Annotated in this window: 18 protein-coding genes; 10 read left to right on the top strand and 8 right to left on the bottom strand. The window is 50.5% G+C overall.

Annotated features, from left to right (window positions below; translation table 11 throughout):
- Positions 1-127: 127 nt before the first annotated feature.
- The 7 genes from ACL7TT_RS11505 to ACL7TT_RS11475 all read right to left on the bottom strand — a co-directional run bounded on the left by ACL7TT_RS11505 (position 128) and on the right by ACL7TT_RS11475 (position 4,466).
- Positions 128-415 (bottom strand): D-Ala-D-Ala carboxypeptidase family metallohydrolase, encoded by a 288-nt coding sequence (locus ACL7TT_RS11505; protein ID WP_413395556.1) that lies wholly within the window; start codon positions 413-415, stop codon positions 128-130.
- A 110-nt stretch (positions 416-525) separates the two neighbouring features.
- A complete protein-coding gene (locus tag ACL7TT_RS11500) occupies positions 526-858 on the bottom strand; it encodes a hypothetical protein (RefSeq protein ID WP_413395555.1) in 333 nt (110 codons plus the stop codon).
- A gap of 330 nt (positions 859-1,188) precedes the next feature.
- Complete coding sequence (locus ACL7TT_RS11495; protein WP_413395554.1) at positions 1,189-1,578, bottom strand: hypothetical protein; 390 nt, start codon at positions 1,576-1,578, stop codon at positions 1,189-1,191.
- A gap of 17 nt (positions 1,579-1,595) precedes the next feature.
- The gene (locus tag ACL7TT_RS11490) at positions 1,596-2,981 is read right to left on the bottom strand and encodes a replicative DNA helicase (RefSeq protein WP_413395553.1); all 1,386 of its coding nucleotides are present in this window, start codon (positions 2,979-2,981) and stop codon (positions 1,596-1,598) included.
- Entirely contained in the window at positions 2,978-3,919 is a 942-nt protein-coding gene (locus tag ACL7TT_RS11485) for a helix-turn-helix domain-containing protein (protein WP_413395552.1), read from the bottom strand. The genes ACL7TT_RS11490 and ACL7TT_RS11485 overlap by 4 nt, the downstream gene beginning before the upstream one ends.
- Positions 3,916-4,095, bottom strand: coding sequence for a hypothetical protein (locus ACL7TT_RS11480; RefSeq protein WP_413395551.1), 180 nt, complete (start codon positions 4,093-4,095; stop codon positions 3,916-3,918). Before ACL7TT_RS11480 ends, ACL7TT_RS11485 begins: the two co-directional genes overlap by 4 nt.
- A gap of 89 nt (positions 4,096-4,184) precedes the next feature.
- Entirely contained in the window at positions 4,185-4,466 is a 282-nt protein-coding gene (locus ACL7TT_RS11475; protein ID WP_299948069.1) for a hypothetical protein, read from the bottom strand.
- Positions 4,467-4,908: 442 nt separating this feature from the next.
- Here ACL7TT_RS11475 and ACL7TT_RS11470 point away from each other — a divergent pair, with 442 nt between their 5' ends.
- Complete coding sequence (locus tag ACL7TT_RS11470; RefSeq protein WP_413395549.1) at positions 4,909-5,094, top strand: hypothetical protein; 186 nt, start codon at positions 4,909-4,911, stop codon at positions 5,092-5,094.
- Between the two features lie 2 nt (positions 5,095-5,096).
- On the opposite strand, the gene ACL7TT_RS11465 is transcribed toward ACL7TT_RS11470, so the two are convergent.
- Positions 5,097-5,612: a hypothetical protein gene (locus tag ACL7TT_RS11465; protein WP_413395547.1), complete on the bottom strand. Its 516-nt coding sequence runs from the start codon at positions 5,610-5,612 to the stop codon at positions 5,097-5,099.
- A 432-nt stretch (positions 5,613-6,044) separates the two neighbouring features.
- On the opposite strand from ACL7TT_RS11465, the gene ACL7TT_RS11460 reads away from it, so the two are divergent.
- The 9 genes from ACL7TT_RS11460 (at position 6,045) to ACL7TT_RS11420 (ending at position 11,746) form a co-directional block, all read left to right on the top strand.
- The gene (locus ACL7TT_RS11460) at positions 6,045-6,479 is read left to right on the top strand and encodes a hypothetical protein (protein WP_413395545.1); all 435 of its coding nucleotides are present in this window, start codon (positions 6,045-6,047) and stop codon (positions 6,477-6,479) included.
- A gap of 884 nt (positions 6,480-7,363) precedes the next feature.
- Positions 7,364-7,693 (top strand): response regulator transcription factor, encoded by a 330-nt coding sequence (locus ACL7TT_RS11455; RefSeq protein ID WP_413395544.1) that lies wholly within the window; start codon positions 7,364-7,366, stop codon positions 7,691-7,693.
- Positions 7,690-8,019 (top strand): hypothetical protein, encoded by a 330-nt coding sequence (locus tag ACL7TT_RS11450; protein WP_413395542.1) that lies wholly within the window; start codon positions 7,690-7,692, stop codon positions 8,017-8,019. Before ACL7TT_RS11455 ends, ACL7TT_RS11450 begins: the two co-directional genes overlap by 4 nt.
- Positions 8,016-8,327 carry a DUF6378 domain-containing protein gene (locus ACL7TT_RS11445; RefSeq protein ID WP_413395540.1) on the top strand — a complete coding sequence of 104 codons (312 nt, stop codon included), beginning with the start codon at positions 8,016-8,018 and terminating at the stop codon, positions 8,325-8,327. Before ACL7TT_RS11450 ends, ACL7TT_RS11445 begins: the two co-directional genes overlap by 4 nt.
- A 239-nt stretch (positions 8,328-8,566) precedes the next feature.
- Positions 8,567-8,791 (top strand): hypothetical protein, encoded by a 225-nt coding sequence (locus tag ACL7TT_RS11440; protein WP_413395538.1) that lies wholly within the window; start codon positions 8,567-8,569, stop codon positions 8,789-8,791.
- A 230-nt stretch (positions 8,792-9,021) separates the two neighbouring features.
- The gene (locus ACL7TT_RS11435) at positions 9,022-9,279 is read left to right on the top strand and encodes a hypothetical protein (protein ID WP_413395537.1); all 258 of its coding nucleotides are present in this window, start codon (positions 9,022-9,024) and stop codon (positions 9,277-9,279) included.
- 3 nt (positions 9,280-9,282) lie between these two features.
- Positions 9,283-10,407, top strand: coding sequence for a hypothetical protein (locus tag ACL7TT_RS11430; protein WP_413395535.1), 1,125 nt, complete (start codon positions 9,283-9,285; stop codon positions 10,405-10,407).
- 51 nt (positions 10,408-10,458) lie between these two features.
- Entirely contained in the window at positions 10,459-10,698 is a 240-nt protein-coding gene (locus ACL7TT_RS11425; protein ID WP_413395533.1) for a DUF4224 domain-containing protein, read from the top strand.
- Positions 10,691-11,746, top strand: coding sequence for a hypothetical protein (locus ACL7TT_RS11420; protein ID WP_413395531.1), 1,056 nt, complete (start codon positions 10,691-10,693; stop codon positions 11,744-11,746). The genes ACL7TT_RS11425 and ACL7TT_RS11420 overlap by 8 nt, the downstream gene beginning before the upstream one ends.
- Positions 11,747-12,143: the final 397 nt, after the last annotated feature.

Here is a 12,143-nt window from a genome sequence, read left to right as displayed (position 1 = left end):
ATCAATTATGCGTCACGCCATTCATATGCTCTCCCCCTCAATAACTCCAAACAGCAGGCCGGGTACGCTCACCCGGTATAGGCTCAAGATCATCCAGGTGCAGGAATCGGCCCTTGTAGGGACCATGCTACTTTACCCCAATGCCAGTAAACCCTTCCTCTATCGCAATCCTCAGCAGCTCATAGGCACGCCCACCAGAAACTGATACATCCACAGCCTGCTCAGTGGTATGTGTCATGGTCGATCCGATACTGGCGCAGTGGTCCTGGCAGCGATAACCAGAGGTGATTACCATCGGCTTGGCAAACCGCTCCCTGACTCTGATTAACCGGCGCAGCGTGTCATCCGAGAAGTGGAGTTTCCCGCAACAACGGCAGGACAGCTCCGCTTTCGTGAAGTAGGCGTTCTTGAACATGGGGGTTCCCAATACGAAAAAGCCCGCACTGGGCGGGCTAGGACTAATCAGAACAAAACTCAGATTTAGAATCTACATTGATCCAAGCTTCGTCGTAATTTTCATACCACTTATGGACGAATGTCGAGGTACTCAGGAGATGCATGGTTTGCATTTTTTTCATCACAGCTTGAAATGTCAGGCCATGAAAAATCAACACTTCTATCTGCAATCGTAGCTGATAAAAGCATTGAGTATCCTCTATCCACCTGCTTGGGATCTTCAAAATCTAGCTTGCACCAATTATCTGAACAAGATTGATCTGTAGTGAAATATACACTTCCATCGCCATGAACTATCACTCGAGCAACCTTTTCACCACAGTATGATGCTGAGTGCACGACATTACTTGAAAGAACTAATGCAGCCACAGAAAAAGTCATAGATTTTATTAATTTCGACATTTACTTTTGTCTCCCCAAATCACAGCATTAAAAATTAATATAGAAGCAAGTGGGGCATAACTATACGCTATGGCGCTTTAATTGCCTACTGCTACAAAGAACTGGATCTTGCTAGTTAAGTGCCATACCTGACACACACTGCAAACATTAGGGGGCAGTGACTCTGGAGCAAAAAATTGAATTTTGGACATAAATAAGCCCCGCCAGCTTTACCAGACGGGGCTTTCAAAGGGGGGTATGGTCCCGCTGCGCATACTTCGCGACAGCTTATACAAAGTTAGTCCATATTGACGTATGGTGTCAATACATACAGGCTGTTTTTAAATACAGTTATGCGGCATTCTGCGACAAAAAGAAAGCTTCCACCGTTGCTTCAACAATTTGACACATTTTTTCAACCCAGGGCTTTGACTTTTTGACCTTCCTGGCCACATCCTGCATTTCCCACCGGTAGTAATACCGGAACCAAAAAACCTTCCTCTCTAACGCAGCCTTCTCCTTGTCCTGTCGCCTGGCTATCACATTCAGGTAAGCCAGTACTGCAGCATCCGTAAGGGCTGCTCTCTCGTAATCTATCGGTACCGAGCCCTCCCTATGCCCTGAGATCATCCTTCGCCCAAATGCCGCCATACGGGGCCAGCTCACCGAATCCCCCGCACGTTCAGGATAGGCCCTGGACCACTCCCACAAGCGCTCGCGAATGCTGATTTCATTGACCATCTTTTCCCCTATCTCGATTAACCAACAAATTGTCGGAATCTCTTAGACGGCTCAGCCTGGTGTACCTCCGCCGTCCATACATCCATGCGGAACTGGTTGAGCTTGGCTTTGAGGTTATCGATGCCCGGCTCACCACGGCGGTGCTTGGCAGTGATCACTTCCACCAGGCCGGGGTTCAGGGAATCAAAATTATCTTTGTCCTCCCGGTACAACAACGCCACGATATCGGCGTCCTGCTCGATGGAACCGGAATCGCGTAGCTGGGACATATTGGGCCGACCACCCTTGGCCGCTTCGCGGTTGAACTGGCACAGTGCCAGCACCGGTATATCCAACTCCTTTGCCAACGCCTTGAGTCCGGCAGAGACGCCAGCTACCTCCCGCTCGCGGCTCATCCCATCGCCACGCACCTGTTGCAGGTAATCCACCACAATCAATGACAACGGGCTCTTGCGGTGTTCACGGCGGGCACGACTGGCAATTTGGTTGATGTGCAACGCACCCTGGTCATCCACCCCCAGATCTATGCCTTTGAGTTTGTTTACGGCATAGGTCAGGCCCTGGCTGTGCTGGGCGTAAAAACCTTTGCGGTCATCGGAGTTGTCAGAGTCGGCGAGCCCTATGGGGATGCGGCCAATCATGCCCACCAACCGGCGGTAAAGCTCCCGGCGGCTCATTTCCAGGGAGAAGACCAGGGCGCGGTTGCCATTGAGCGCATTGTGCGCAGCCACCTGCATGGCAAATACGGTCTTTCCTGTACCAGTGGTCCCAGCAAGGATTACCAACTCACCACCACGCAGCCCTTTCCAACGGCGGTCTATGCAATCCCAGCCGGTGTGTACCCGCTCGATCTGCTCGCCAGTCTCCAGGCGGTTCCAGTCCTGCAGAACCTCCCTGGCTGCCCCATCCAGATCTTGAGGGCCTGTACCGGTATCTCGGGCACGCTCCAGGTCGGACAGGCTGGACTGGCATTCGCCGATAATCTCCGTCACAGACCGGATTGGCGCGGTGTAAACGGCTTTGCTGAAATCATCGAAAGCAGCCAGCAACTTACGGCGATGGGCGTGGTCAGCAGCAATGCGGGCGTAGGTTCGTACATTCGATGCCCCTGGGGTCTGTTCACACAGTTCAGCCAGGTAGGCAACGCCTCCTGCAGACCCCAGCTTTTTGGTGCGGTTCAGCTCCTCACCCACAGTAAACGCATCCACTGGCTGGGAGTTCTCTGCCAGGGATTTGATGGCTGTAGCGATAGTGCGGTGTGCCGGAGTCATAAAATCCGACCGGCCTACAATCTCGAATACGTCCTCGATGGCGGAGGGGTTGATCAGGAGTCCACCAAGAACCATCTGCTCTGCAGCGATCAAGGTGTTCTGCTCGTCCCGGTTCAGACGCTTGGCCATCATGCCGCTGCTCCCTTTGCGTTTTCGGTGATGCGTGGATAATTATTCGGGTCAGTCAACCACTCCAGGTCGGCCCTGTGGGAACCATTCAGCCACTGCTGGCTGGCGCAGAAGGCGAAGAATTCATCAAACCAACCCAACTCGCGGTTTGCGCGTTGCGTCCACAGGTAGGTCAGGAACTCCCGCCTTCGGTCGCTCAGGGCTGTCACCGGCACGTTGTTGGGCAGGTTGCGGTGGTAAGACTCGATAATCCGGTCAAACGGAATGATCTCCGGTTGCTCGTCCTCCCAACGGCGTTGGTTCAGGTAGGTGGTTGGGTGCAGCCTGTCAAAACCGAATTGGTTGGCCAGCAGGCGGTGTTCGATATCCTCGGCAAGCAACTCCGCAAACGGCTCTGCATCCCGTTTGGATTTTTTCAGGTTGGCCAGGAAGGCGGCATGCGCTTTTCGCTTGCCCACCCTTGGCAAACCTGCTGACCAGAATCGATCGAACGCCGAATCGATCATAGTATTGGTTTGTTCTATGGTTTGTTCATTGGTTTGTTCTTTGTTCTTGGCTGCTGAGTCCAAATTGGACTTGGTCTCTGAGTCCAAATTGGAATTGGTATCCCCACCCAATTTGGTCTCCCCACCCAATTTGGTCTCTGATACCAACTTGGTCTCTGAGTCCAAATTGGCGGGGACCGTTAGAGTGTATTCATTGCCCCCGGTGAATCCCCTTTTTTTCTTTTTCAACCAACCTTTTTCGGATAGCGCCTTGGTCAGTTTCGACACACGGGTTTTGTCTTTGATCTGTGCACGTTCAGCCAATGATTCCAAACTGGGCCAGACGGTATTCGTGTCCTTTCCACGAAAAGAGAACAGAGAAAAAAGGACGCGACGCTCGGGGTCAGTGAGACGACCATCGGTCAATACCTCCAGGGGGGCGACAATAAGGCTCATTTTTCACCCCCATTCAAAACAGCAGACTTTCGATAGGCACGGTCAGCATCCGCCGCCGCCTTGATTTGTTCAGGTGGGATTTGGAGTAAGGCACGCGCTAACTCACAAGCCGGGAGGCCCGTTTGTTGTGCGCGTTCATTCACGCAATACAGGACAAAAAGATCGGAGTCTTCCATTATCGCCTCCGTCCGCTTCTGCGGCTCTTCAATGGTTTTGATAGTGTCCGTTACATCAAAAGCTGCCGGTCTTTCACCAGCTCGATTTTTTAGACCCTTGGCTTTGTTTCTTCGCGATAGCGTTGAACGCTCTCTAATCGCTCCAAGTCTTCGCGCTCACTTTCAATAACATTTACCCACTCACCTGCAAGGTGGGCACCCAAGGTGGCCAGCTCCTGCGTAGTGGGGTGGTTATCGGGCATGAAGGAAATAGCGAGAAATAGAGTGCGCAGCTTTTCTACGGCTTCTAAGCTAACGCCAGCGAGGTCAAGGGATTGGGTAATAAACTGATCTGCCCGAGCAGCGGGCACAACTGGGGCGTGGTTAGGCATGATAGCCTCCTGATATGGCGAGTTAGCCGCCACACAGGAGTTGCGAATCTCGAAATGGTGGCGGGGTAAACGGGTTCGCAATACCGCTATCAGGAAACGGCGGGCCCGAAGGCCCCCCGAATACCCCACCATAACAAGGAGGTTTCGCGCACAAAAAAAGACGCTTACAGCTAGAGGCGTCTTCCCGGCGCCTGATAAAAACGGGTTGCGAACCCCGGCTCCCGATTTTGCGGGAGCGGGATAAGCATAGGACCGTTCTCCGATTCCTGTCAACCGGGGAAACTGGCTTTTCCGTATAGACGCCTGTTGCATTTTCTATGCCCTTCACCAATAACTTCTGCACTGTTTCGTGCCGAACTCTCCCGGCTGTCACACCACTGGGCAGGTGTCGCCATTCCCGGTATGCTGAAAGCTCCCAAACCAACAGCAACGGAGAATTGCTATGAACGACTCGCACGAACGCATCGCAGCAGACATACTCATTTCCATGATTCGCATAGGTGAGGAAAACTCAGATAGTCTTGCCTCTCTCGCCAAATACTCAAGCCTGGAAGGTGCAGTTGAAAAAGTTTCAGCCGCCTATCAAAAAATCTTCGATACAGTAAGAAATGCTGGAAAACAGAAATAACTTCAGCTTTTCGGGTCCGGCATTGGCACTGGCTGGGCCCCATTCAATCTGTTAATCGCGCTCTGAATGTTGCCAACCCAAAACTCAACATCACATCCCTGGCGCGCTGCGAGGTCCGTCGCCTGGTTGAGTATCTGTTCACGCGTTAGAGATACCTCGGGCTCAGGCTCCCTTTGGCGGGCCCCTATAGGGCTTTCAGACCCTAGCGCCTCGCCTTGCTCCGGTTTAAGGAATTGCACAATTTCTGACAGCTTTACCCGGACCTTCAAAAGCTCAACTTGGTGTCTGCTGTAGTCCACACTTTGCCGGTCATTTTGATCCGCCTGGCTCAACGCTTGCTGGGCCTCATCAATCTTTTTGATTGCGATCTGGACCTTGGCAACCACTCTCTCTTTGGGCTGGATTAGAACTACGTCCTGGCTATTGATCAGTGCAGAAAGGCTTTCGGCTACCAGCGCTGCTCCTTGCTCCGTTTTGAGGAATTCCGCGACCTCACTGTGTATGCTTTGCTTGTCCATCCTTTTCTCCTGTATGAATGACCATGGTTGGCTATTGATTAACCAGTTCTTGCCTTGCCTCCATACTGCTATTGGTGGCAGCTCTAGGGCCTTCGCCCCAGATGTCGGGGCGACAATCTGCCAAAGGGATGCCTGTTTCAGCAGACAACTTGCGAGCGAGCTTGTGGCCTGGCCGACCATTTCCGTAAGCAATCCGAGAAAGGTAGGCACCAGTGGTATCTACTTTCTTGGCTAGCTTTTCCCGCTCCTGCAGGGACAGGGATCGAATGTGGTAATTGAGATTCATGCAGAAACTATATTAAAAAGGTATAGTTTCAGTCAAGAAGGTTTAGTTATTTGCCTGAAAATTGGCACTTAACTAAACCTTTTAGGGTCATTAACGGTCGTTAAAGGTTTGATAAGCTGGCGCAAACTCTGATGGTTTATGCAACGATGGATATCAACGAAATAAGGCGTGCGAACATACGGCTGCTTGCTGCTGACTACAAGAACAGGCGGGCGTTTGCCGATGCTATTGGTCGCTCTGAACAACAGCTCTACCAATTGATCGGGAAAAATGCCACTAAGTCTATCGGTAGCCGCATCGCTCGGGATGTAGAACAGAAGTTGACTCTCAAAGAGTATAGTCTGGATGTTTTGATGGAGTCGGCAGAAAACCAGCCATCAATTACTCCTGACGGCATTGATCTGGAACTATTAGAGAACTGTATTGAGGCAGTCGAAAACGCCATCGAAAGCCAGGGGATACAAGGAATGCCGGCAGGAAAGAAGGCGCAAGCAGTAGCAGTAGCATACAGTGCAGCCCTTGCCAGTAGTAAAAACCAAGTTGCTCCTGTAAATTTTATCGTCAGGACACTTTCACGGTGACTCTCTAACCGGCTCCACAGTATACATTTTGAGTACAATCACACTCCGCACAACTTTATATATCGATCCTGATATATTTATAGCAACCCCACGTAATTAGCTCTGTTTTAGTACTTGGTGCCAGCATGAATTATCCACATTGCCCCAAGCCTCGGGGCACTGAGTTCTCTTTTCACACTTCCGGCACTGGACTGGAAAGGTAGACTGAACCGCACTATCAGCTACTCTCTGAAGCCGAGATGCTTCCTGGTTCTTTTTCTTGTCTTTGGTCAGGCACACCAATTCCATAAACCACACCTCCTGTGGGTCAAGCTCAGTGCATCACAGTAAACTAGAATGACTGTCCTATATAGCCTCTTTGGGTAATTTATTACTTAGCAACTCTGCATATTTTGTAGAGTTATTCACGCGCACTCTGCAAACTTTACCGACCAGATCAATTTGATCGAGCAGACGGTCAAAATGTTTATCGAGCGCATGAGCTCAGCCAAAGTTAACAGGCCCACCGCTTTGGCATCATTATTTTCAAGCTTCACCAGAACAATCATGGAGCCAAATTGTCATGCAATAGAATTTTGGGCATACAGATGTCACCAAATTAGCCCTTAAGTTCAGACCCACTCTCAAATGCATTCCCACCAAATGCCCCAACGCCCTGCTTAAAGCTCTTTTGAAGGATCACGAGCCGATAAGCTCACCAATATGAGAAGAAATCACCGCCTTTTTACAAAAACTATACTTTTTTGGTTTTATTTACTGAATCTTTTTAGTATAGTTAAATTGAAGTCCCAAGGTTAAGTAAAACTATTGCATTGAGGGGGAGCGGTCACGCATACCACCAGCTCAACCACTCCATGCAACAACTCTACAAAGGAAGCCAAGTGATGGAGTACAGGAAACTGGCCCCCCGTCAGGCTGAAGCGCTGACACACCGCGCTCGCGGCCTTAGCAATGCTGAAACCGCCGCCGCTATGCGCTGCTCTATCGCCAATGTCGCCAACCTGTTGACTGAATGCTTCTTTAAATTGCACGCACGTAACAGTACCGATGCCGTCGCTAAAGCCATTAAACACGGCCTGATCCAGTTCGGCCTGCTCGCCTCCATTCTCGTCAGCGCCGGCCCGGAGGCTCAGGAACAACTCCGCACCCGATTCCAGCGCAAACCCACCATTAAAACTATTCGCATACGTAACCAGGGAGGGAGCACCGCATGAAGGGCATCAAATTTAGATCAATCCCGATCACCGACTCAGGGGGAAATCCCAACAGGCCGGTGCTTAGCAAAGAAAACGTTGTGCTGCAGGGCAATATCCTTGGGCGGATAACTTGCCAACGTGGGCTCGACGGCAGCCTGAACTACCACGTCTGCCTGAATGTAAACCTCTCCAGTGCTCTGGGGGCAGGCCTGGCACAGGGCCACGGCGCAAACCGTGCAGAAGCTATTAAAGACGCCCTCATCAAAAGCCGGGAAGCGGCAACGGATTACCTCGCAACCCTCGATCACCTTGCACAGCAAATCAATGAGAGTGAGTTCGCATGAACTCTGAAGCGGTTTCACCAACGGACTACAGCGCCCACGCCTTTCTGGAAAAAGCCGCTCAGCATATGCGCGACCGCGCTTTGCAGCGAGACAGCAAAGACGGCGAGCGCTCCATGGCCAAAACCGTTGCCGCTTTTAATGCCCTCTACGGGTTTGATCTCACGGAAGAGCAGGGATGGCAGTTTATGGTGCTGCTCAAACAGTCCCGTGCAAGCTGCGGGGTGTTTGTACCAGACGACTACGAAGACGGCGCTGCGTACTTTGCCCTGGCCGGTGAAGCCGCAGCAAAGAACAGAAAGGAGGAATAAATGTACGTCTATACGCAAACTGAACCGGGACTGTGGACCGTAGGATTTTATGAGCCAAATGGTAAATGGGTGCCGGAGTCAGATCACACAAGCACCGAAGAGGCAGCCCAGCGTGTTGCATATTTGAACGGAAGCAAATCGGAATAACTTTCCACCGCGCCCCTGGCGCATTCAGCCATCTGTACCCCCACTGCTTGGGCCGCAGGTACTGGGCCCTTTTTTAAAAGGAGCAATATTTAATGAGGCGATACGCAGTTTTTTGCGGTAGCTACAACCTGATGATAGGTGGCGCAAAAGATTTATTGGAGTCATTCGAAACCCTCGAAAAGGCAAAAGAAAAAGTGGAGAAAATTCCCAAAGAAAATTCCTTTGCTAACTGGGTACAAATCTTCGACAAAGAAACCGAAGAAGTAACCGTTTATACCATCGTTGACGGCAAGTTAAAGGAAAGGAAAAACGAATAATCACACCCCTAAATAACTCCCTCAGCCCGCCTAGTGTGGGCTTTGTGGGTGACAGTATTTAATATTTTAATCAACTTGGTACAAGAAAATGAATGAAATTTGATTTTAGAATCACTGGCGAAAATTAGACTGTTTTTTCTTCTCTTGATTGACAGTCTATTTTTCTTCCCCAACTAGGAGTGGTGATCTCGAGTCCGGTGGAAGGCCGGCACCCAATAAAAGGAATTCGCATGAAACATTTAATCGTGCCCATAGATATTCGCAACGGTCGCCCACTGATCACCAATACGATGAAATCGCAATGCATTGGTGAGCACACCTTCTTCCGAGAGGAAGCCTGCGGCCAGTGCTTACTTGAAGGCCATCGCGATGACTGTGAATACTGCCAGGGCTCCGGCGAATATCTACAGGAAATCACCGTACCCTGGACTACCGCCAAAGAGATTTACAAGGCTATGACAGAAGCTGCGGTCAGGGGTGAGGGCTGAGTTGTGAGACTCTGGCAATCCATCACCGGCATCGCCGCACTCATTTTCTGCGGCACCAGCCTCGCCTTTACTGTGCAGCTGTGGATCGCCATACCCAGCACTACCGGTAGCCAGGTAGTGGCCGGCCTTACCGCCGTTGCCCTGGAACTGTGTAAGTTTAGTTTTGCGCCGCTCGGACTCTGGTTGCGCTCCCAGGGACAGCTCAGTGGCCATGTCCTCCTCGCGCTCTGGCCATTACTGGTGGTGATCAGCATTGTCGCCACCGTTGGATTCCTCGCCACTCACAGCGAAGAGCAGCAGCAGCGCAGCACCCAGGGCAGCTTGGAATACCAAGCGCTTGAACAGCAGCTCAACAGCATTAAAGAGCAGATCAACAGCCTCAACGGCCTGATCGCCACAGACGCCGCCAACGGTTACCGCCAGCGCGCTATTGATACCACCCCCAAATTGCATGCCCTGGAAGCCCAGCGCAGCCAGCTGATCGAAAGCCTGTCCACGGCGCAACCAGCCACCAGCATACCCGGCGCGTTTAGCAGCCTGGCCAGCATGCTCAATACAGACCCCGTGCGATTACAGCACGCCGGATTCCTCGTCCTGGCAATCATCACAGATGTGGTAGGGCTGGTGGCGTTACTAGCGTTTAACGCTGCCTCAACGGTTTGTAAACGTTTAGCTAAACGGTCTAAACGGTTTTCAGCGCCAGATAAACAGTTTTCAACGGATTCTAAACGGTTTTCAACGGACGCTAAACGGTCGCGAACCGAGCCTAAACAGCTGCTAAATGACGCTAAACAGCTACCAACGGTAGATAAACGGTTGCCCAGGGAAGGGCAGGGCTCCTCAACGTTTCCTAAACAGTTTTCAACGGTTTCTAAACGGTCCTCAACGCCAGCTAAACGGTTTTCAACGGACCCTAAACGGTTTGTAAACGCCGGCTTCAGTCAGGAACAGATTGAACTGGCCAACCAAATTTGCGCCGGAGAGTTCGGCACCCGGCCCGTGTTACGCAACATCATCAAGTGCATTCGCGGTGGATACCCAGCCGCCAAACCCGTTTTCGATGCCCTGGAAAAGGCAGGAGAACTCACCCGTGAAGGCCAGAGGTTTTACCTGGATGGGTGCCAATAGGATAACCAATAGGCGCGGTTTTGATCGCGCAATCATTTACAGGATAGTGAGATGAGCGAAATACTAACCGATGCCCAGTTGCACAGGTTGACCGGCGCTAAATCCTCCGACGCACAGAAACTGATACTAGATGAGAATCAAATTCCCTATGTGCGTCGGAGAGATGGTAAGCCTGCAGTAACCTGGGAAATGGTCAATCAATCTCAGTTGACCTACAAGAATCGCTTTAATTCAAAGGATGCAAACATCCAATTACCCTCAGGCATAAACATGGGTGCAGCTAATGGCTAGGCCAAGAACCCCTAAAAATGCCTGGATGCCTCGCTGGGTTGAACTTTATTCCCGTGGCTACCGAGTAAAAATTCGCAATCGAGGGGTATGGCATCTTTGCGGCCCAGATGCCACTAAAGCGGAAGTGTGGACAGAATATGAGCGCTGGGAACAAGATCAGCAGGGTAAACCATTCACAATCTCCGACCTGATAGACCTCTATTTTGCCTCACCGCAATACACTAAGGAGTTGCGGACGCAAACACAAAAAGACTACCTCAGATATTCCAAAAGAATACGCGACGTTTTTGGTAATGCAAGACCAAACACTATCACTTCGCCAGTTATACAGCTATTCATGGATACAAGAGGCCAAGAATATCCAACAGCAGCGAATAGAGAGCGCACATTCCTTGCCATAATATTCCGTTGGGGAAAGGCTCGTGGCCTGGTATCAATTGAAGATCCGATCAAAGCCGTAAAGCCGCTCAAGGAGCGCAGGGGAGGGCGGTATGTAGAAGACTCTGAATACATGGCCTTTTATTCTTGGTTGGGCTCCCGTGGTCATGCAGCCCATCAAGCGGCAATGGAAATATCTTACTTATGTGGTGCTCGACAGCAAGATGTATTGGCCTTAAAAAGGCAGGATATTACCGAAGAGGGGCTACTGATCCGCCAGCAGAAAACTGGCAAAAATCAGCTAAAGCTATGGACCGAAAGACTGCATGATGCGGTTGATATAGGATTAAAAGCCAATAAAAACTCCGGGGCACAAAGCGTGCACTTGATTCGAAACAAGAGTGGACATGGCTTTACCCGCAGTGGATTCAACAGTATCTGGATTCGAGAACAATGGGCCGCCATAAAGGCTGGTACCCTTCCTGCCCGATTCCGGTTTCACGACCTAAAGATCAAAGGTATATCGGACTTCAAGGGGGATAAGCAAGAATTCAGTGGTCACAAAACACGCAGCATGATGGAGCGCTACAACCACACTGCTGACAAGGTAGCCTCATTAGACAAGGCAAGGATTAAGCAAAGAGAAGACAGCTCAGAAACTACTGGATAAGCATCCAAAAAAGGCAATCAGAAAAGTTAATGCTGTTAAAAATTACCCCTATGAATTACCCCTAAAGTTGCTGAAACAAGAAGCCCTAGAATCAGGATTTTTGTTAATGTATTGATTTTAAAGATTTATTTCTGCATGCTTGAAAGAAATTGAATACATGAACACAGGTTACGCCATCCTGAGCAAAGCGAACTTGTGATTGGCACAGAGAAGGCAGGTGCCCAATTATTGAAGCTTCACTAATCACGCCACTTTTGATCGGCGGGCTGAGATCACTAGTTTCTGACAGTGCGTGTGACATCACGTCACCATACAATGCGGCATGCTTTATCAGCAACCAATACAAGGTTGATAAAGAACCTGAAAACAACTTCTCGTTTACTGCTGAATGGATTGC

Source organism: Microbulbifer jejuensis, assembly GCF_047289955.1.
Classification (GTDB): domain Bacteria; phylum Pseudomonadota; class Gammaproteobacteria; order Pseudomonadales; family Cellvibrionaceae; genus Microbulbifer.
The sequence above is the reverse complement of the archived record's forward strand: the minus strand, read 5'-3'. Positions and strand labels throughout refer to the sequence as shown.